We start from the raw sequence: 20,169 nt of genomic DNA, 5'->3' as shown, positions 1-20,169 counted from the left end.
CCTCGCTTATATAATATTTAAAGCGTAAATTACTTTGCGCTTTATTATTTACTAGGCAGTACCGCCTACCGTTAGCTGGTCAATTTTCAGACTTGGTTGACCCACCCCAACAGGTACGCTTTGGCCATCTTTACCACATACGCCAACGCCTTTATCTAGCGCTAAATCGTTACCCACCATAGAAATATGCTGCATCACTTCAGGGCCGTTACCAATTAGCGTTGCACCTTTAATTGGCTGGGTAATTTTACCGTTTTCAATTAAGTACGCCTCTGATGCGCTAAATACAAACTTACCTGAGGTAATATCAACTTGTCCGCCGCCAAAGTTTGGGGCAAATACGCCTTTTTTAACTGAGCTGATAATATCGGCTTGGCTGTGCTCACCACCTAACATGTAAGTGTTAGTCATACGCGGCATAGGTAAGTGTGCGTATGATTCGCGGCGTGCATTACCCGTTGGGTTTACACCCATTAAACGTGCATTGAGCTTATCTTGCATGTAGCCTTTTAAAATACCGTTTTCAATAAGTACGTTATAAGCCGCTGGTGTGCCTTCATCGTCAACGTTAAGTGAACCACGGCGATCAGCCATTGTGCCATCATCAACGACAGTACATAGCTCAGAGGCTACTTTTTGCCCTACTTTGCCGCTAAATGCCGACGCCCCTTTACGGTTAAAGTCGCCTTCTAGACCATGCCCTACTGCTTCGTGTAATAAAACGCCAGGCCAGCCATTGCCAAGTACAACTTCCATAGTACCTGCTGGCGCATCAATAGCCTCTAAGTTTACTTTAGCTTGGCGTACAGCCTCTTCAGCAAAGCCCATCCAGCGAGGTTTACCCTCAACAAGCTCTTTAAAGTAACCGTAATCTAAACGAGCACCACCGCCTGCACCGCCACGTTCACGGCGGCCATTTTTTTCAAGTAGTACAGAGCAGTTTAAACGAATAAGTGGGCGAATATCGGTAGCAAATGTGCCATCACTTGCTGCAATTAATACCTCTTCATAAACGGCCGACATAGAGCTAATAACTTGCTCTGCATCAGGTGCAAGTTCACGAATGTAGTTTTCAAGTTCACGCAGTAAGCTAACTTTATCGCTATCGCTCATACTTGAAATAGGTTGATGCGGTGCAAACTGCTCTTTTGCTTTTACATCGCTAAATACTTTAATTGCTTTGTCTTCGCCAGCGTCTGCAATACTGCGCGCTGCAGTAGCTGCTTTGTTTAACGCTTCTAGGTTTATTGCATCAGAGTAAGAAAAACCGGTTTTTTCACCGCTCACAGCACGTACGCCTACGCCGCGCTCTACATTGTAAGAGCCTTCTTTTACTAGGCCGTCTTCTAATACCCACGATTCGTGGTGGCTAGATTGAAAGTATAAATCGGCGTAATCCACTTTATGCTGATGAATATACCCAAGCGTTTTTTCGAGTTCTTCTCGATTTAGCTGGCTGTCGTGTAATAAATGCTGTTCAACCGAATTCATAATAAATGCTCTCTAAATCGTTGATGAGACTGCACGGGCATATCTCTTCTAATTTTATTTAACTGGCTTAAGTTTGCGTGACCGCTTATAAGCCCAATCCCGCTCGGCAATGCTGCTAGTTGCTCGCCCCACGGTGAAATAATAATACTGTGGCCATATGTTTGGCGGCCATTTTGATGCGTCCCTTCCTGCGCGGCTGCAACTACATAGCACTGCGTTTCTATCGCGCGAGCAGTAAGTAACGCTAACCAATGTGCCTGCCCTGTAGGCACTGTAAAGGCGCTAGGAACTAAAATAATTTCAGCGCCTTGGCGGACAAGTTCGTTAAATAACCCACTAAAACGCAGATCATAACATACTGTTAAGCCAATTTTACCAAATGGCGTGGCGACAACGACAACATCATTGCCTGCTTGCGTAAAGTCTGACTCTCGGTAACTTGCGGTTTTATCGGCCACATCAACATCAAATAAATGCATTTTATTATATGTAGCAACACACTTGCCTTGGCTATTAAATAAATGCGAAGCGGCAAAATATTTATGCTCATTATACGGCTCAGGTATGGTGCCGGCATTTAACCAAATATTATGTTTTTGGCAAAGAGCGCTTAATTGCTGTTTATACTGCTTGGCCTTTTTAGCAATGGCTAAGGTATCCTGGCCACTTTTACTAAAAACTAAAAACGCCTCTGGTAAACATACTAGCATGGGCCGTGTTACCGGTAGCTCATTTAATGCTTGTGTGAGCGCTTGCATGTTTTGCTCTGGGTTTGTGCCTGAGCACATTTGCAAAGCAACTATTTGCGCGTTTGCTGTATTCATTGTGTAGCCGTTGGCGCAGCATCTTTAAGCTTAAGCGTACTCGAAGCTTGTGGCTGATTTTGCGCAGCTTGTGGTAAGGTAACTTCTCGGCTTTTACGGTCGAGTTCTTGCACAACCGGATCGTTCATTTTGCCGGTGACTTTAAAGTTGATCTCCGAGATTACTCTGGCTGAGTGAATCACCTTATCAAGCGCAAGTGCTGCAAGCCCAGTTACTGGGTTAACCATCCACGCCACAATAACTGGAATACTCGAGGTTACTTGAGGCGCAACGGCTAGGTCGTAATCAATTTCAAGGGTGTTGAGGTTAGCATACCCTTTAATAGCTAAATCGGCAGGTACGCCATCCATTTTTGTATCTTTTGTGTATGCAATGCCTTTTTCAAGCTGCATTGAACCTTGCAAGTTGTTATAAAAAAAACCTTTTGAAAAGACATCTCTAAAATCGAGCTTTAATTTACGTACTAATGAGTCAAGGCTAAGTAATGAAAATACACGCGCACCACCATCGCTAATTTCTGCAATATGGCCTTCGCCTAAATCCCATTTAACCTCACCACTTAAGCTGGGAACATCAAAATCGTAAGGTGCTGCTTGCCATGCAAGGTTATAGTTAATATCAGCTTTGGAGTCTTTTATTGCGGTAGTTATATCAAACTCATTAAACAGGGCGCCTATGTCGTCGCTTTTCAGCTCACCATTTAATTGCGTTAAGCCATTTTGCCACTGACCTTGAGTGCGTAAGATATGATCGCCCTTATCAACAACCAGCTCAGAAATAGAGAGCCTATCTCCTTCACCAACCAATGAAGCACTTACTTTATCAAGTTGATAACTAGCCACTTTGCAATCGGCACATTCAAACTCTATAGCCGGTACGTTATTAAGCCACGTGAGGTTTTGCTCGGGCAATATATCGGTAACCTCAATATCTTCTTCTACATGGGGTGCAAAGTTAACCCTCAAATAATCGCTAGTAATACGAATAGGTTGGCTAGGCTGTGACGTTGGAATAAACACGCCAGCTCTGAGCTCTTTAGCATTCAATTTTAAAAATAAGTCGTTTTGCATAGGCGCTAAACGCATTTCAAAATCGTTGAAAATAATGTCGCTGGCATTTACGCGTTTAATATTCGCGACGACTTCGTTTAATGGCGGCATAATGCCAGGTGCTTGTTGATCAGGTTTTGATTGAGCCGCTTTAATTATTTGATCAATCAGATCAATCCATTTGTCTAACTGAGTTTGCTCTAGGTTAATATTTACGCTCAAATCTTTTTGATTAAGCCCTAAATCTTGCTTGCCTAGTACAATATGCATATTGCTAAATTGCGGCTGGCCGTTTTCTAAAATGGCATTAAAATACAACTGCTCATTAGCATTAGCAGTTATTAGATTAGAAATATCATCGCCTTGGACTACGCCATCCAGCGGCCATACCTGATCGCTTGTTTTGCTATAAGGAGCAGGCAATGTACTGGTTAAACCTAATAACGCTGAACTTACCTGAGCCCGATAATTAAAGCCTTGCTCAGTAAAATTAAGCGCAAGCCCAATATCCACTTCGCTCTGCCCGCTTAAATAACCATTTAATACACCTTGAGCTTTGTCTGTTAATGTTTTTGCATCTAACAATGCCTTAATATTTATATTGGCTTGATAGCTTTTAGCTTCGTTTTGGCTGGTGTAGTCAATCGTCAGCGGCATACCAAGCCACGTAGCTGTGGCATTTTTTAAGCTTATAATATCGTTTTCAAAACTTAACTCGCCGTTTAGCTTTTCCAGCTCAATACCTGGTGCGGCAATATAAAGTGGTAAGTTATTAAGCCCTACTTTACCGCTTACGCTAGCACCACCTTTAAATTTAGAGCCAATTAAAAGCGTTACACTCGCATCAGCTTCGCCCTTGCCTTGTATTACTTCAAAAATATTAGCCAATGGCTCGGCAATAGGCGTCGCGGCAAAAAAGTCATGGAGCTTTTCCATTGGCGCTTTTTTATCAATTTGTACGACGAGCTCATCGGCATCCATTAAATCGGCAATACTCACATGTACACTTTTGCCTAAATCTAAATTTACCAATTGCCCTTGCTGGCTATAAATATCCATTCGCTCGTTGGCAAAATGCAGCTGCACATTGGCATTATTGACCACAGGCCAGTTAGGATCAAACTCATACGTTGCGTTATCTATTTGCGCTAGCACATCAAATTGGCCGCTACCGTCGGTAAAAGGAAAGCCAGATAAAGGACCAGCAAACAGCACTTGTGCTTTAGATACATCGCCCCCTTTTATGGCACCATTTAAATAGCTAACAAGCTTAGGGCTCATGGCTTTTAACGGAAAATAGTGCCCAGCAATGCTTGCGTCTTCTGCAAATACTTCAGCGTAAAGATCGAGGCGTGGCTCGTCATTCAGGGTTAAATTTAGCTCTGCCGCAAGTGTAATTTCGTTGTTATCAAACCAAATATTATCGCTACTTACAGACCAATACTGCTCTGTTTTCGCTAAATCTAGCTCAACGTTAAGCTGGTTATAATCTATGTTTTTACTAAAACTCTCGCCGGTAATTAAAGTGCCATTTTCACCAAATAGGTCTATGCGGCCCCGGCTTTGGTTTACAAGGCCAGATACTCTGAGCGCTTGAGCGGCTGGTATACCTGCAACTTCCTGCCAGCCAATATTATTAGCAGAAAACCATAACTGCCATTGCTCTTTTGGGTTGAGCTCAAGGTAGGCTTGGTCTATAAAGCCGCTAGGCTGGCGGTTTAAAAAAGGCTGTAAGGCATCAAAATTAGTTAACGATGCTAAATTACTTAGCAAAGTTAAATCAACTTGCTGTAGCCATACTTTGTTTTGCTTACCCAGCTTTGCTTCAAACTCTAAACTAGGCCATGTTTTGTCGTTATTACTAAATGCTAAGCCGGTACTTTTTAAGTGCCACGATTTTTGCTCTGGGAATAAGTGAAACCCGCCTTCACTTAAACTTACCTGTTTAGTTTGAGCATTATGCTGCCAGCGAACAAAGCTTGGCATCCATTGCATTTTAACGTCACTTATAAAGCCATTTTTAAGCGCTAACCATGACTTTAAATTTATGTCTGTATGGAGCTGTTGTTTTTCGGTATTTATATATTGTGCAAGCCAGTTTGACACATCAACATTATTAGCTTGAACGTATATATCACCCGCTATTTGCTCTATGGTTTTGCCGCTTAGAGCTATGCGCGCATCAAAACTACCAACGCTTATACCGGGTAAAGCAAGGCTACCACTGCCTAAGTGCTGCTCGTCTTGGTTTTGCCATACTATATTCTCTAGCAGTAACTTTCGCTCTCTACCATCTTCTAAAATAAAGTTAATGCTAGAGTTTTCAATTGCAAAGTGGCCTGTATCACCTAAAAATAGCTCTTCTATTAGCTCTTTTTGCTCAAACGATACTTCTTCGTTATTGGTATTATTAAACAGGTTTTGAATATTTACACTGGTATGAAAACCGTTAATCACAAAGTAGTTTGACTTAAGTTGAAAGGTTTTAATGCTTTCCCATAAGTTGAGCTCTAGGCTTGTTTTAGCAATAGTAAGAGAGATTGGTGCTGTTTCGTTATCTTTAAACGACAGGTCTTCTAAAACGAGTGCAGGGCCTGCTCCTTGCCAGCTAGCAGAGATAGCGCCTATAGAAAGACTAATGGCAAATTTGTCGTGCAGGTAGGTTTCTATATCGCCTTTGTAGTCGTTTGCATAAGGTAGGGTGTACTTTAAAATAGAAACAATCACGGCCAGTAATACTAAAATTATGGCGCAGGTTTGCCATAATTTTCTAAAACAAAAAAAACAGACCGCTTTGGCTTTCATTACATCATTACCACATCAAACTGCTCTTGGCTGTATAGGCTCTCTGTTTGAATGTTGACTTGTTTTCCTATAAATAGTTCAAGCTCAGCAAGGTTGTGATACTCATCATTGAGTAAAGCTTCACTTACAGCTGGGGCTGCATAAACCATAAATTTGTCGGCATCATAAGCGCGGTTAACACGCACTATTTCACGCAGTATTTCGTAGCACACGGTTTCAACTGTTTTTTGTGAACCACGACCAGAGCACGCTGGGCACACATCACATAATATATGCTCTAGACTTTCGCGAGTACGTTTGCGGGTCATTTCAACTAAACCTAGTGCGCTTAAACCGTTAATATTGGCTTTTGCACGGTCTTTAGATAGCGCCGACTCTAGTGAGTGTAATACTCTGCGTTTATGATCTTCGCTGATCATGTCGATAAAATCGATAATAATAATGCCGCCCAAATTACGCAGTCGTAGTTGGCGTGCTATTGCTGATGTGGCTTCAACGTTGGTATTAAAAATGGTTTCTTCTAAATTACGATGCCCTACAAACGCGCCTGTATTTACATCAACCGTGGTCATTGCTTCGGTTTGGTCGATAATTAAATAACCACCTGATTTAAGCGTAACTTTGCGGTGCAGCGCTTTTTGAATTTCGTTTTCAACATCGAATAAATCAAAAATTGGGCGCTCGCCTGGGTAATATTCAAGTGCTTGAGAAAGCAAAGGTACAAACTCTTCAGTAAATAACTTTAGCTCTTGATAAGTAAGCTTAGAGTCGACCCTAATGCGCTCCATATCTTCACCTACGTAATCTCGCAGGGTTCTAAAGGCAAGTGTAAGGTCTTCATGTAATATACTGGCTTTATTAGTTTTTTTACGGCGCGATACAATTTTTTGCCACAGTTTACGTAAAAATTCAGCATCGTGCCTAAGCTCGGCTTCACTTGCACCTTCGGCAGCTGTACGTACTATAAAGCTGCCATTGTCGTCGCCGTATTCTGCTACTATTTTTTTAAGGCGCGCGCGTTCTTCTTCTGTTTCGATGCGTTGGCTTACACCTACATGAGTAGCATCTGGCATAAACACTAAATAACGAGAAGGAATAGTAATATCGGTAGTTAAGCGAGCGCCTTTAGTACCTAGTGGGTCTTTAACCACTTGCACCATAATGTACTGACCCTGGCGCACAAGCTCACGGATATCTTGTACTTTTTTAATCGGCTCGTCGTCTACTCCTTCAACAATTGAAGCGCTATTAACAATATCTGATGCATGTAAAAAAGCGGCTTTTTCTAGGCCTATATCTACGAACGCAGCTTGCATACCTGGCAGTACGCGGCTAATTTTTCCTAAGTAAATGTTACCAACAATACCTAGGTTACCAATTCGCTCTAGCTGAATTTCTTGTAGTACACCGTTTTCTATTAGGGCAACACGGCTTTCACTTGGCGTGACATTTATTAGTAATTCTGTACTCATGTTACCTTCTTAAGAATGCTTGTAATAATTGTTCGGTCTCGTATAAAGGTAAGCCTACAACGGCAAAATAGCTACCTGCAATATGTGTTACAAAGCGCCCACCTAAACCTTGAATGCCATAACCACCGGCTTTGTCTTGCGGCTCACCAGATTCCCAATAGGCTGCTATTTCTTCATCTGTGAGTGTTTTAAAGGTTACATCGGTACTCACTACACAGCTTAGTACATCAGTTTGTGTAGCAAAGGCCACAGCTGTCAGCACTTGGTGTGTGTTACCTGATAAACGCTTTAATGTAGTAGTAAAATCGTTTTTATCGCGCGGCTTACCCAAAGACTCATTATCTATTACCACTATAGTGTCGCTACCAAGCACAGGGCGGTCGGTATATCCAAGAGCTACACCACTTTGGGCTTTTAAGCGTGCTAAACGCTCTACTAAAGCATGCGGCTGTTCATTAACAAGTGGGGTTTCGTCAGCATCTACACTAAATTGTTCAAACTCAATGCCTAACTGGCTTAACAGCTCTTTACGACGAGGGGAAGCTGATGCCAAATATACTGCGGTTGTCATTACCTGATCCTAAAATGTCTGCGGTATTTGCGAAGAAGTAAAAATACCCAAAACCAGCTAACCATTCCGGTAGCAACTGGCCATAAATATTGTGGGTTAAAATAAACGCCCAATAAAAAGTGATTTAGCCAAAATTGCATTAGGTGGTACAAGGTTAAAAATAATCCAACTAATAAGCTTTGCTGCCAAAGCGAAAAGTTGCGAATTTTTTGAAAGTTGCTTGCAGTAACAAAAATACAAATTGAATAGGTGAGTGAGTTAACCCCAAGCGGCGAGCCTAAAGCTAAATCCATTAATAAACCAACTACCCATGCTGTGCCTATATTTAGCCTGTGTGGTACAGCTAAAGACCAGTACATTAATACAAGTAACACCCAATCTGGCCTGAAAGGTTCAAACGAAAAAGGCAATGGCATTAACGCCATTATTAAAGCAAAAAATATGCTTAGGGCAATTAACAATGAATAACGGCTAATCATCGCTGATTTGCTCCTGTTGATTGCGCCATAAAATAACCAGTAGACGAATTCGGTCTAACTGTGCAATTGGCTCGGCAAATACTTGCGCAAACGGGCGGCCTTCATCGCGGTTAATTTCAGTAACAACAGCAACGGGGTAACCTTCAGGGAAGGTTCCTCCTAGGCCTGATGTAACTAATACATCGCCAATGCGTACATCTAAACTATGCGGCACATGCGAAAGCTTAACCACATTAATTTTGCCTATGCCTTCTACCACAGTACGTACATCGTTTCGAAGTATACGAACAGGTGTAGCGTGTGTAGTGTCGGTCATGAGTAAAACACGTGAGGTAGTTGAACCTACTTTTGTTAGCTGCCCCACTACACCCATTTCGTCTATTACAGCTTGGCCTTCGCTTAAGCCGTCGGTTGTACCACGGTTAATAACTACCTGATGACTGTATGGGTTTGAATGAACAGATAACACTTGTGCTATTTTTTTACGGTTAGATTGCTTGGCAGATGAGCCAAGTAAGGCACGCAGTTTTTGATTTTCACGGGCTAAAAACTGATACTGCTGTAGCTGTTCGCTTTGCAGCATTTGCTTTTTTTTCAGCGCTTCGTTTTCACTTAATAGTTGATCGCGGGTATGCAGGCTTTTAGCACCTAAGCTAAATATTTCGTAAGGCAGGTTTGCAACGTAAATTAATGGGCTAACAAGGGTGTTAAGGCTCGTACGTACAACCGTACCGCCTTGTGTAAACTTATCGCCCGCAATGAGTACTATGCTCAAAAGCACTGCGACAAAAAGTCGCAGCTGCAAAGAGATGGTTTGTCCAAACAGTAATTTCATTAATCGTAACTAAAAACGTCACCACCATGAACATCAATCATTTCAAGTGCTTTACCGCCGCCACGTGCTACACACGTAAGAGGGTCGTCGGCAACAACCACAGGAATGCCTGTTTCTTCCATTAATAAACGATCTAAATCTTTTAATAGTGCGCCACCGCCAGTTAATACCATGCCATGAGCTGAAATGTCTGACGCAAGCTCTGGTGGCGATTGCTCTAGTGCAACCATTACTGCACTTACAATGCCCATTAGTGGCTCTTGTAGGGCTTCTAATATTTCGTGCGAGTTAAGCGTAAATGAGCGAGGAACACCTTCAGCTAAGTTACGGCCGCGAACTTCTATTTCAATTGGTTCATCTGTTTTAAAAGCAGACCCTATTTGGTGCTTAATATTTTCAGCTGTTGCTTCACCAATTAAGCTACCAAAATTACGGCGTACATAATTGATAATGGCTTCATCAAACTTGTCGCCACCAATACGCACAGACGATGAGTAAACAACACCGTTTAGTGAAATAATAGCCACTTCTGTGGTACCGCCACCAATATCAACAACCATAGAACCAGTTGCTTCAGATACAGGTAAACCTGCACCAATTGCCGCAGCCATTGGCTCTTCAATTAAGTAAACTTCACGCGCGCCGGCGCCCATTGCAGATTCGCGTATAGCGCGTTTTTCTACCTGAGTAGCACCACACGGTACACAAATAAGTACGCGTGGGCTTGGACGCATAAAGTTGTTGTTATGCACTTGCTTGATGAAGTGTTGTAACATTTTTTCAGTTACATAAAAATCGGCAATTACGCCGTCTTTCATCGGGCGAATCGCTTTAATATTACCTGGAGTACGGCCTAACATTTGCTTTGCTTCTGTACCTACAGACGCAACACTTTTAGGTCCACCAGCACGTTCTTGACGAATAGCGACTACTGAAGGCTCGTTAAGTACAATACCTTCTTCTTTTACATAAATAAGGGTATTGGCTGTACCCAAGTCGATCGATAGATCGTTTGAAAAAATACCACGGAGTTTTTTAAACATGAGGCTGGATGACCTTTGAAATACGTTCTTATGTTAGCTGCACTCACTTTAACATGCTTCATTAGATGAGCAATATAAAGCACAGCTACCTTTGTTAAATTGTGAAAAAAGGAAGCTAGGCTTCCTTCGTTAATGCTATCGTTCGCGGACTAAGCGAAAGCCAATGTAGTTAGATCTAAAATCTGGCGCTAAAATTAATCGTGTTGAAGCACGCGCAAGGCTTGGCGCAAAGTTCCACGCACCGCCTCTTACTGCTACATCAGATTCGCCTGACTCTTTAGCTGTCCATTCCCACACATTGCCTACGGTGTCGTATAATCCAAATGCGTTAGGAGAAAAAGAACCAACCGGTGCTGCACGTTTGTTTGACCATTCGCTACCACACCAACCACAGTTAGCTAAGTTTTTACCTATTTCGTTACCCCAAGGGTATTCTGTTTCTGTGCCTGCACGTGCTGCATATTCCCACTCTACCTCATTAGGTAAACGGTATTGCTGACCTGTTTCGCCAGATAGCCACTCTGCATAAGCTTTGGCATCATTAAACGTTAAACACACAGCAGGAAAATCGCTACTTTGTTCAAAGCCTGGGTTACGCCAGTTTAAATTAGCTTCCCATACTGGTTCGCCATTTAAGTAATACGCACACCCTTTGCTTTGCTCTGCTTGTGTTTTATAACCTGTACTTGCTACAAATGACTCATAAGCCCCTACGGTTACTTCTTTTGTTTGCATTGCAAACGAGCTAGCAATTACTTTTTCAATTACTGGTCGCTCGTTTGCTAAGCCATTGCCGTTAATATCGCCCATTTTAAATTTACCAGCGGGCACAACGACAACATTGCTTTGTACGTTTGCGCTACGCGTAGTACTAGCAGTACGACTTGCAGATTTTGGTTGCTCGCGAGTGTAAGCCGGTGCAGCAATCGACTCAGACTTTTTTACTAAATTAGCATGAATAGTCTGCGCTTTTGATAAATCGACTCTCACTTGATAAGGCTTATAGCCCAATTTGCGAATTTCTACGTTATGCACACCACGCGGTAAACGAGTTACTAAGCGCGTAGAGCCAAAACTAACCCCATCAATAAAAACTTCATCATCGTACACGTTTGAGCGAAGTGTTAACTCAACTTGTTGATCCTGAGGTTTATTTAAAATACTTGGGTAGCTTTTTTTTGTTGGCGCCGCCTTAACTGAGTAATCTCTTACTGGCTGCTTATTTAAACGCGACACAGACACAGTGTCGGTATTATCCGCGGCGTTGCTGAATGTTAACTGACTATCAGAGTAGGTTGTTCCATAAGCAGGTTGATATGTAGTTGCCAATGGTGAACCATATTCAGAACAATAACGGTTATCAACGCTTAATAAGTTACACAAACGGCTGCTGTTTACTTCACCACGCATCGTTACACTTAAATTAACGTTGTAATTACCTTGGCCGCTAAATGCGCTGTTAACTACATGGCTACTTAAAATTTGTACTTGAGCGCCCGCCATATTACGCTTTGGCTCTACAATGCGCTCTTCTGTTAGGTTGGCAAATATTTGGTCTACAAAACGCTTAGTCGCTTTTTGTAAGCCCATTTGTTGTCCACGTTGCTCACACGCCGCTAGCGTTTCTGTGCGCTTACAGTTAATAGTATGATTTACTTCAAGCGTACCTTCGCGGGTAAACTCGTTACGTAAACGCTCTACTCTTGCTGTAGTTAATTGCTCTTTTAAGCTTTCTAAGGTGTTTAAAAGCGTATGTTTTGCAACACGAATTTGCTCTATATCTTTACGATGAGATGCAATTGCCGCCAACTGCATTGAGATGTCGTCTTTGTTTTGCTTGTGATCAACTACGGCTTTTTGATAGCGCGATTGAGCAGCACTAATATCAAGCGTAGGATCATCAATCAAACGTCGGTACATTTCGTTCATCGCATCAAGCGCTTGGTTTTTCTCTTTATCTAGCTCAGTTGAGCGAGAACGAAGTAGTTCTAGTTGACTTTGTAACTGACTTTCTTCTTTTAAGTGTTTTTCAAGTATTTGTGTCGAGTTATCGTATTCTGTTTGTTTAATACTAATCTCTGATTCAATTCCAGTTACTGTTGCAGTGTCTTGTGCAAATGCACTACTAGCTAACAAACTAGCGGAAATTAACAGAGATAAAGGAGCAATTCGCATATATTCCAGTCCCAAAAAGCGGCAATTATTTGGTCGTTATTATTATTTATTAGAGTGTACTCACTTTTGCAAGCTGAACATTTTTCAACCACCAAAAATCAATACACCCAATGCCTTATGCTATGTACTTGAAGCACAAAACACAAGCTTTGTTCAATTATTATCTTAGTTTACAACTATTCCCTTGTTTCACGCCAGTAAATAACCCGATCATTTCCTCTAAAGCGACCAAATTGTAAAATGGCATGTGGATCGAGCTGCGAATTATCGCCAAGCCAGTCCCATTTTAGCCAATTTTGAGTTTCGTACTCTAATGTAAAAGTACCCGCTCCATTAGGCTGGGCATAAATAGCGTTGTTAGCTGGGTAGCTTCCGGTTTCTAATGTGCCTGCTGCACCTAACCCATAGTCATAATTCAATACAGGAGTTGAAGGTGATATTTGCGTTATTTTTGGGTGTTCAAACACGCTGCAGTTATCTTCAGTATTTAGCACAAAACCACTGCCATTAAAGTATTGAGCCTGCATAGGCACAAGTAGTGGGTCCAAATCAGAGCCTGCATTATTACCTAATGCTAAACGACCAAACCTAAAATCTATTGGTACAGCGTTTAAACGCACACTATTACAATTACTACCACAGCTTGCTTGTGTATTAGGTTCATCATTCGCGTCAATTAAAGTAGCTCCTTCTATGTTAGATACTGTTGCCATTAAATTGACCATGCTAAATGGGCCATCGGGGTTATTTATAGCTAACCGTGTGAGTATGGTATTTAGCTCGCTCATTTGCCACTGCCCATCAGATGCACTATTCCAACTGTTACTACCTATACTAGACAATCTGCTTGTTAACGTGCTTGCCGGTATATAATTGCCCGCCTGATTGTTCTCAGCGTTTACCTGCACCTGCGCTTTTTCAAAACCATTTTTATAATTAACCATTACTTGGTTATTTTGATTGAGTGCTTGTACGGTAAAGCCAAGTTCGAAGGGCTGATCTAAATAGGTTAAATGACTGCCTAGTTGTGTACATTGTGCAGAAGCTTGGATACCCAATACTTGATAGTGCGAAGGGGCAAACCGGCCAACATTACTGAGCTGCCCGTTTACATCACCTACACCAAAGTAATCAGCATCTTGTAACCCAGAAAATAAGTTTATAATGCCAACCTGGTCATAAGCGTATTGCGATATAGATTCACTCAAGCTACCCGTATCAGCAAACGCATTTGTTGCCAATGCTGCTAGTTGCCCTTCATTTCCGGGAGTTGGTAATTGCAAACTGCTAGTAACTAAAGGCGCTTCGCTAATAAAGTGTTTAGCAATAGGATTACTATGAATACTATTGTAGTTATCAGGGATACCGTCGCTATTGTTATCTTGCCCAGCAAGCCACTGCACCGCATTCATTTTTAAATCGAACGACTCACCAGTGAGCCTAAATAAGCTATCATTTGCAGTTTCTGCATACCCATCACTGGCAACCTGCATCGCTAAGCCAAATGGCTTTACAACATATTCGTTTGAGCTGCCTGTTAAACTCACCGATAAGTTAGTTACAGGGTCTAGCACTATATTTGTTCGAGCATTTAAGCTTAACTTACCTGCATCGGGATAGTTAATTGCAATAAGCGCCTTGGAGTCTTGATCAAATGTAAGCGGAAATGTTTGATAAGCTTGCTGCACATTATGTGTATTGCCGCTATTACTAAGCGCGACTGGGTCTGAGCAGCTAGCACCTGCACTACACGTATACGCAAGGTCTAAATCTACCTCCCCACCTGCAGGAAATGCAGCTTCACATACCCCTGTGGTAGTATTTGTTTTTACTGCTTGAATGGATAACCTAGCGGCATTAAAACCTACATCTGAAGGCTTACCCGATAATTGAGTGGGAATACCTGTGGTATTGGCCGTTTCGTTATTAAAAATAAATCCTGCATCAGCAAAAACCACCTTACAGCCACCTAACCCCACGTTATTACCTCCTATATAACAACGCAGCGGTGCAGAAGGGTCTGCGGTATTATAACCAAGCGTAGCAGTACCTGTTGTACGTTTTGCCAGCTCTATAATTGCAGAGCCTGTAAAGGTAATATTTTCGCCTGTTACCCAGCTCTGTTGCCCGTTATTATCGGGTGAGAGGTTAAGTGCTGTTGGTTCATCAAACAATAAATCGCACGCATCGTTAGCACAGGCTGTGAGGGTCATTTCTTTTGCTTCGCATGTTAAACCTTGATTGTCACTTAACGATAGTCGGTAATGATCAAGCGATACAGGTGTAAAAATGCCGCAAAACCCCGGAATATTGTCTGGTACAGTCAAGGCATCAAAAGTTGAGCTGCCTTCGGTAATCACTTGTGTACCAGAGGTAATAGAGCCTTGATAAGTGACATTTTGAGCAATTCTTACTTCACCAGTAGCAACAATATACGCTGCAATATTGGCATCAGCCGCTATAGCGACAGCTCCATCAACATAAATTGCCAAGTAAGCGCCATTAGCAACATCGATATTAGTTTTACCAATATTTAAAAAGGAGGTAGATATTAACGATGATGTATCTTTTAAAAATATACGAGTTGGGGCTGCTACTTTATAAGTATCTTCTAACATACTTAATTGCAATGCGTCGTAAAAGTAATCGCCAGCCAATGTCACGGGGACATCGCCGGTTGAGCTGCCATCATTTGTAACTGTGGGGACTTGAGAGGCCTCATTAGGGTCTAAAGAGTTTTGACCACTGGCTAAACAACTTTGCCCATTACACAAAGGCGGGTTTGTCAGCGCCGTGGCAATTAAGCTTGTTGTGGTAATAAACTGGCCATTATTATCTGTTACTTCAACGCCCTGAACTAACTGCACTTCCCCATTATTGTATGTAGCAATGGCTCCAGGGAATAATCGGTCACAGCTTAATACGCTGCCATTTAGAACAAAGGTGCTGGTCATGGCAAGAATAGAAGCTTCTTCTTTTACATGAGTACGTTCGTTATCCGCGTTTCGGTCCTCATCAACAACGATACCTAAGCGGTCTGTTCGTAAGTTACAGCTGCGTAACCAGCCACCATCTTCCTCTAAGCGCGAGTTTTTACTCGCAACAACTAATGGGGCTACATCAAAGTCATTAGTAAAACTAAAAAAGTTACATCCATCATTCCAGCCATCCACTTCAAATCCGGTAAAAAAACTTTCCCAACTAACTTCAGCGCCGCTGTCATCTAAAAATGAACGATTACTGCCAGGCTCTACTGCTAGGTATGCTACGGTTTCATTTTCAATAATACCCAAAGCCGTTTCGGAGGCTTCTAATGCTATGTTTACTCCCGTAGTTGATAAACTCCCTGTTTCTACCGCTACAGTCAAAAAGGGGACTAACGCTTGTGATGGTGGGTTGCTATCTAAACTATTTAAGGTTTGTAAAGAATGAAAAAAATTTGGCCTTACAGCGAACGGTTGTGCAAAAGTAAGTGATTTATAACCCTGTGGCGTTAATGGTGCAAAACCTGATTTAGAACCATATTGCAGCTCTAACATTAGATCAGTGCTGCCAACTTCCATAATGGTGCCATCGGGAAATTCATGTACGCCGTATTCAACAGCTAAATAATGTGCCCCCATTGTAATGTGCTCACCATCCTCTCCTGAAGGCTCTAACGGCAGAGCCTCAAATCCTGTAGTGGTCACATTGCGTATTCTTACAATGGCTGGGTTTCCACCTTGGTTGGTCGAAAGCATAAACACAGCTGGCGGCGTTATATATTGCTGCTGAAAATTTATTTTTGTCCAAACCGGTGAGGTATATGTATCTTGCAGCTCTATAAAGCGCCCTTCAATTTTAGGTAATACAGCAAATACCCTATAACTACCTAACAGGCTCAACAAGCATAAGCTCAACCAAAAGTATTTTTTCATGGTAATGTTTTGGCCTCCACGCTCAAAGTTCTTTGTGTTTGCCAATACTCTTTTTGGCAAGCTGCCCCTGCAGCGCAGTCATTCGCTGCACACGTTGCTGCACTTTGTAAGTAGTAAATATTTACCGTGCCAGAACGCGTACTGGTATCGGGCAAATCTATGTATTCACTACAACTAACTTGCACAGAGCAATTTTGTAAATAAGTAGTTTGAAACGCTCGGTTAGTGGTCACAGCATTGCACCTTTGCGCTGCACTATTTAAGGCAAATATTTCGCTTAAACCCGTTTCTAAGCCGCTTTGGGCAGCCATATAAGCGCGGGCTCCATAATATTCAATCGTATTTTGCTGCGCCGCCCCTGATAATACTTTAGAAAGTCCAAGCCCTAATGCGAGTAGAGCCACTATAATAACCAACGAAATAATGAGTAAATTACCTTGCTGCTTTTTAGCAGGCGTTACTGTTTTTCTATTATGGAACATTGGGGACATGTACCTCATGGCTGATACTCATTTGTTCAGTATCGTTAAACCCCATTTGCGCATATATATTAACCACTGCACTGCGCTCCAATGTAATATTCCCTAGGGTAAAAAATAGCCTCGCTGTTAAATCATTAGAAATATAGTTACTCATTAAGTCGCGCTTTACACCTGCTAACACCTGTAAGCTAGCAGCGTTTAATTGGCTTGTGTAAAAGCCGTAGCCGCTATAGCGATAAAGTGAACTCCCCTCAATACAAAAGCTCACTGGTTGGCTTAGTAAATAAAGACGCTTACTAGGCGACTCTTGTGCAAATGCTTTGCTAAATTGCCATGTATCAAGCTCACTCGTTAAAGCAGAGTAACTGCTAACTTGTAAGCGCTTATTTTGGGCCTCATCGTAAATATCACGACTACTAAGCGGGTAAATGCTAACCCAATCGTTTACTTGTGGCTCACTAAGGTTATTAAGCGCAAAGTTTACAGCGCTAACATTAAAAGGTGCCGTAGTGGGTAAGTAATTAGTGTAATGAGTGGCTGATAAAAAAGGCGTAAATTCTAAACATTGCTGTGCACTACACGCGCCATTACTGACATTATCGCAGCTTAAGCGCAGTGAGTTAGGTGTTGCATGGCGAAGCTCTTTACTTAATCTTGTTAAAATAAAGCGACTTTGTGCAACTGCTTCTTGGCGCTTTACACCTTGATTATAAATATTAAATCCAGCGCCAATAAACGAAAATGAAGTTACCGCTAAAATACCAATGATGACCATTACTAGTAACAACTCAACTAAAGTAAACCCATATTTGTTTTTAGCGTAATACATTAGTAATTACCTTTGTATGCACTAAAACCATACACCTCACCTAAGGGTGAAGTTACTTCAATGGTAATTCGTTTAAAGGCAACGCCATCGTTATTAGTAGCTTGGTTTAAGTCGCTGTCGTATTGGACTTGTACAGAAAGCGAAAAGTCAGCATATGGCACTAATGTATTTCCTAAACTATCGCTAATTGGCTGGCCTGTAAGCGCGATGTAATCATCCACGTCGTTAAAATTTGAGCGTACTTCAGTATTATCTGCGCCTAGCTCAGAAGTTAAGCTACATGGCTGTGCGCCTAAACTGGTTTCGGAGCAGCGTCTAAATGGTGGGGAACGTTCACTATGTTCATCAAATGACTTCCCAAGCATTTCATTCATTAATGCTTGGCCAAGTTCTGAAGCCCTTAAAGCTATAATAGGCGCAGCGCTTTGCTTAGCTTGCGGCGCAATAAGAGCTGTAATAATGCTGAGCGCAATAGCAAACATGACAATGCCAATAATTAACTCAATTAAAGTAAAGCCACGCTGTTTAAGGGCAGGCATAAATAAGCCCTTCGCCACTAATACAAACAGCAGCCAAATCAATATCAATTTTACATTGCACGGTGCAGTTTTGATCTACTCGGCCCAATGGATCAAAGCTAATTTGTGTAAACACATTGGCATTACTATCTAATGCATTAAAACGTACATCACTACGCTGGGTATTTATTTGTACTACTAAGTGCTCACTGTTATTGGTGCTTGCGCCCCCAGTACACGCACCAGGCTCGGGCCCTGCCACTAATGTTGTTGATATATACAGGGTGTGGCAGCTGGTTGTTGCGGTGTTTTGCATAGCGCGTAATTGCACTGTGCGCAGAGCATTTAATAGCCTATCTCGATACGCGTATGCATCTTCTGTTGAACTGCCCAGAAATTTGGGCACTGCCGTTACCGACAGTATGCCCAAAATAACTAAGGTAATAATTAATTCAACAAGAGTGAAGCCACGCAATCGTTGATTACTACTGCTATTCATTTATATAAATTAACACCCGCTAGTAATAAGCGTAACAGTTGGAGGTGTAACAGACACAGGTGGAGTTCCATCGTTTGCATCTGCAGCTTGTGTATATTCAATACGGCAGTTATCTCCAGCTACATAACTATTTGGATAGATAACAGCGGTACCCGCTGTGGTGGTTGCATCTATATTAAAGTCTTTTGAGTCAACAGTGTCAGCAGTGCCATCTGCATCAGCGCTACCATCCGCAAAGTCAACATCTAAAAAAGCCTCAAAGGCTGCTTCTGTCGCCGCAGGGTAGCCATAAACAGTAGCTACTGCATCGCCAGTATCAACAGTCACCGTTGCAGTCGCTTTTTTATGGTTGCTTGCGATAATAGACTTACCATTGACAATGTTCATACCGCTTCGAATTGAGCCTTGTAAGCCTTCAAGTGTGGAAGCATTCGCATCACCTTGTAGGTTTAAAAACCGAGGGGCGGCGGTTACTGCTAAAATCCCTAAAATCACGATTACAATGATAAGTTCAACGAGCGTAAAACCCGCTTGCATGTTGATTGGTTTATTTATTGACTGCGTTTTCATAAGTAAGCCTCTTTCTAATTACTTAGTTTTTAAAAGTATGCACTTTGCCCGTTATAGGAAAGTACGAAAAACCTACTTGTTTAGCCATTACAGCGCCATCAATAGGTATGTTTTCAGTATTTAAGTGATGAGTTAAATAATAGATACATTGCGATTTTTTTGCGTTGTAACGTACTAAAAAGCTCACCTTCGTTATTGTTGAAATCTCATTACTTAACGTGCTTGAAGGCGCGTCTTGTAAAATTACATTTAATACTTGCTGGCACTGCTTTGCATTCATTGCACTCGCGCGCGTGTCTACTTTTATTGTTTTATCACTTGTTGGTGTGCCTCTCTCCCCATCAACGCCAACAATGACACCTCCGTAATTAATATGCGTTGTATAATTAGCGCCTTTAGGTCGCCCCTCTAGCTCCCACTGCCCGCGTACCATTGAAAGCGCTGAGGCAAAACCACCAGCAACTACATCTACACTGGCACTATGTGCTTGATTTTTAATCCCTATGTATTGAGGTATAGCAAAAACCATAATAACTGCCAGTAAAGCCACCACTAAAACGAGTTCAAATAACGAAAAACCTGCTGAGCGCGCTCGTAGGCTACCCACGTT

Annotated in this window: 16 protein-coding genes; all 16 read right to left on the bottom strand. The window is 42.0% G+C overall.

The features are described 5' to 3' along the window. Positions 1 to 51: 51 nt before the first annotated feature. Positions 52 to 1,491 (bottom strand): metalloprotease TldD, encoded by a 1,440-nt coding sequence (gene tldD, locus PESP_RS01935; protein WP_089346532.1) that lies wholly within the window; start codon positions 1,489 to 1,491, stop codon positions 52 to 54. Beyond that, positions 1,488 to 2,315, bottom strand: coding sequence for a carbon-nitrogen hydrolase family protein (locus PESP_RS01930; protein ID WP_089346531.1), 828 nt, complete (start codon positions 2,313 to 2,315; stop codon positions 1,488 to 1,490). Before PESP_RS01930 ends, tldD begins: the two co-directional genes overlap by 4 nt. Next, on the bottom strand, positions 2,312 to 6,169 hold the full coding sequence (locus PESP_RS01925) for a YhdP family protein (RefSeq protein WP_089346530.1): 3,858 nt from the start codon (positions 6,167 to 6,169) through the stop codon (positions 2,312 to 2,314). The genes PESP_RS01930 and PESP_RS01925 overlap by 4 nt, the downstream gene beginning before the upstream one ends. Continuing rightward, entirely contained in the window at positions 6,169 to 7,641 is a 1,473-nt protein-coding gene (gene rng, locus PESP_RS01920) for a ribonuclease G (protein WP_089346529.1), read from the bottom strand. Before rng ends, PESP_RS01925 begins: the two co-directional genes overlap by 1 nt. Before the next feature lies 1 nt (position 7,642). After that, positions 7,643 to 8,212, bottom strand: a complete 570-nt coding sequence (locus tag PESP_RS01915; RefSeq protein ID WP_089346528.1) for a Maf family protein — start codon at positions 8,210 to 8,212, stop codon at positions 7,643 to 7,645. Then, positions 8,212 to 8,691 carry a rod shape-determining protein MreD gene (mreD, locus tag PESP_RS01910; RefSeq protein ID WP_089346527.1) on the bottom strand — a complete coding sequence of 160 codons (480 nt, stop codon included), beginning with the start codon at positions 8,689 to 8,691 and terminating at the stop codon, positions 8,212 to 8,214. The genes PESP_RS01915 and mreD overlap by 1 nt, the downstream gene beginning before the upstream one ends. Beyond that, positions 8,684 to 9,526 carry a rod shape-determining protein MreC gene (gene mreC, locus PESP_RS01905; protein ID WP_024032490.1) on the bottom strand — a complete coding sequence of 281 codons (843 nt, stop codon included), beginning with the start codon at positions 9,524 to 9,526 and terminating at the stop codon, positions 8,684 to 8,686. The genes mreD and mreC overlap by 8 nt, the downstream gene beginning before the upstream one ends. Then, complete coding sequence (locus tag PESP_RS01900; RefSeq protein WP_002958401.1) at positions 9,526 to 10,569, bottom strand: rod shape-determining protein; 1,044 nt, start codon at positions 10,567 to 10,569, stop codon at positions 9,526 to 9,528. Before PESP_RS01900 ends, mreC begins: the two co-directional genes overlap by 1 nt. Before the next feature lie 135 nt (positions 10,570 to 10,704). Continuing rightward, positions 10,705 to 12,744 (bottom strand): SUMF1/EgtB/PvdO family nonheme iron enzyme, encoded by a 2,040-nt coding sequence (locus PESP_RS01895; RefSeq protein ID WP_089346526.1) that lies wholly within the window; start codon positions 12,742 to 12,744, stop codon positions 10,705 to 10,707. Positions 12,745 to 12,920: 176 nt separating this feature from the next. Beyond that, positions 12,921 to 16,661: an H-type lectin domain-containing protein gene (locus PESP_RS01890; RefSeq protein WP_089346525.1), complete on the bottom strand. Its 3,741-nt coding sequence runs from the start codon at positions 16,659 to 16,661 to the stop codon at positions 12,921 to 12,923. Beyond that, the gene (locus PESP_RS01885; RefSeq protein WP_245852121.1) at positions 16,658 to 17,143 is read right to left on the bottom strand and encodes an agglutinin biogenesis protein MshP; all 486 of its coding nucleotides are present in this window, start codon (positions 17,141 to 17,143) and stop codon (positions 16,658 to 16,660) included. Before PESP_RS01885 ends, PESP_RS01890 begins: the two co-directional genes overlap by 4 nt. Further along, positions 17,133 to 17,972, bottom strand: coding sequence for a PulJ/GspJ family protein (locus PESP_RS01880; RefSeq protein ID WP_089346523.1), 840 nt, complete (start codon positions 17,970 to 17,972; stop codon positions 17,133 to 17,135). Before PESP_RS01880 ends, PESP_RS01885 begins: the two co-directional genes overlap by 11 nt. Beyond that, positions 17,972 to 18,511, bottom strand: a complete 540-nt coding sequence (locus PESP_RS01875; RefSeq protein WP_089346522.1) for a prepilin-type N-terminal cleavage/methylation domain-containing protein — start codon at positions 18,509 to 18,511, stop codon at positions 17,972 to 17,974. Before PESP_RS01875 ends, PESP_RS01880 begins: the two co-directional genes overlap by 1 nt. Beyond that, on the bottom strand, positions 18,498 to 18,989 hold the full coding sequence (locus tag PESP_RS01870) for a pilus assembly FimT family protein (protein WP_089346521.1): 492 nt from the start codon (positions 18,987 to 18,989) through the stop codon (positions 18,498 to 18,500). The genes PESP_RS01875 and PESP_RS01870 overlap by 14 nt, the downstream gene beginning before the upstream one ends. 9 nt (positions 18,990 to 18,998) lie before the next feature. Continuing rightward, on the bottom strand, positions 18,999 to 19,559 hold the full coding sequence (locus PESP_RS01865) for a prepilin-type N-terminal cleavage/methylation domain-containing protein (protein ID WP_089346520.1): 561 nt from the start codon (positions 19,557 to 19,559) through the stop codon (positions 18,999 to 19,001). 22 nt (positions 19,560 to 19,581) lie between these two features. Next, the gene (locus PESP_RS01860) at positions 19,582 to 20,166 is read right to left on the bottom strand and encodes an agglutinin biogenesis protein MshB (protein ID WP_089346519.1); all 585 of its coding nucleotides are present in this window, start codon (positions 20,164 to 20,166) and stop codon (positions 19,582 to 19,584) included. Between the last annotated feature and the right edge of the window lie 3 nt (positions 20,167 to 20,169).

Origin of the sequence: Pseudoalteromonas espejiana DSM 9414 (assembly GCF_002221525.1) — a bacterium.
Taxonomy (GTDB): Bacteria; Pseudomonadota; Gammaproteobacteria; order Enterobacterales; family Alteromonadaceae; genus Pseudoalteromonas; species Pseudoalteromonas espejiana.
Note: the sequence above shows the minus strand (reverse complement) of the source record. Positions and strands in the feature narration are given on the sequence as shown.

Excerpts from the sequence above, each read along its gene's own strand:
- rng (WP_089346529.1), bottom strand. The coding sequence starts at position 7,641 with ATGAGTACAGAATTACTAATAAATGTCACGCCAAGTGAAAGCCGTGTT.
- PESP_RS01885 (WP_245852121.1), bottom strand. The coding sequence starts at position 17,143 with ATGTTCCATAATAGAAAAACAGTAACGCCTGCTAAAAAGCAGCAAGGT.
- PESP_RS01870 (WP_089346521.1), bottom strand. The coding sequence starts at position 18,989 with ATGAATAGCAGTAGTAATCAACGATTGCGTGGCTTCACTCTTGTTGAA.
- PESP_RS01880 (WP_089346523.1), bottom strand. The coding sequence starts at position 17,972 with ATGTATTACGCTAAAAACAAATATGGGTTTACTTTAGTTGAGTTGTTA.
- mreD (WP_089346527.1), bottom strand. The coding sequence starts at position 8,691 with ATGATTAGCCGTTATTCATTGTTAATTGCCCTAAGCATATTTTTTGCT.
- PESP_RS01895 (WP_089346526.1), bottom strand. The coding sequence starts at position 12,744 with ATGCGAATTGCTCCTTTATCTCTGTTAATTTCCGCTAGTTTGTTAGCT.
- PESP_RS01925 (WP_089346530.1), bottom strand. The coding sequence starts at position 6,169 with ATGAAAGCCAAAGCGGTCTGTTTTTTTTGTTTTAGAAAATTATGGCAA.
- PESP_RS01875 (WP_089346522.1), bottom strand. The coding sequence starts at position 18,511 with ATGCCTGCCCTTAAACAGCGTGGCTTTACTTTAATTGAGTTAATTATT.
- tldD (WP_089346532.1), bottom strand. The coding sequence starts at position 1,491 with ATGAATTCGGTTGAACAGCATTTATTACACGACAGCCAGCTAAATCGA.
- PESP_RS01890 (WP_089346525.1), bottom strand. The coding sequence starts at position 16,661 with ATGAAAAAATACTTTTGGTTGAGCTTATGCTTGTTGAGCCTGTTAGGT.
- mreC (WP_024032490.1), bottom strand. The coding sequence starts at position 9,526 with ATGAAATTACTGTTTGGACAAACCATCTCTTTGCAGCTGCGACTTTTT.
- PESP_RS01915 (WP_089346528.1), bottom strand. The coding sequence starts at position 8,212 with ATGACAACCGCAGTATATTTGGCATCAGCTTCCCCTCGTCGTAAAGAG.
- PESP_RS01930 (WP_089346531.1), bottom strand. The coding sequence starts at position 2,315 with ATGAATACAGCAAACGCGCAAATAGTTGCTTTGCAAATGTGCTCAGGC.
- PESP_RS01900 (WP_002958401.1), bottom strand. The coding sequence starts at position 10,569 with ATGTTTAAAAAACTCCGTGGTATTTTTTCAAACGATCTATCGATCGAC.
- PESP_RS01865 (WP_089346520.1), bottom strand. The coding sequence starts at position 19,559 with ATGAAAACGCAGTCAATAAATAAACCAATCAACATGCAAGCGGGTTTT.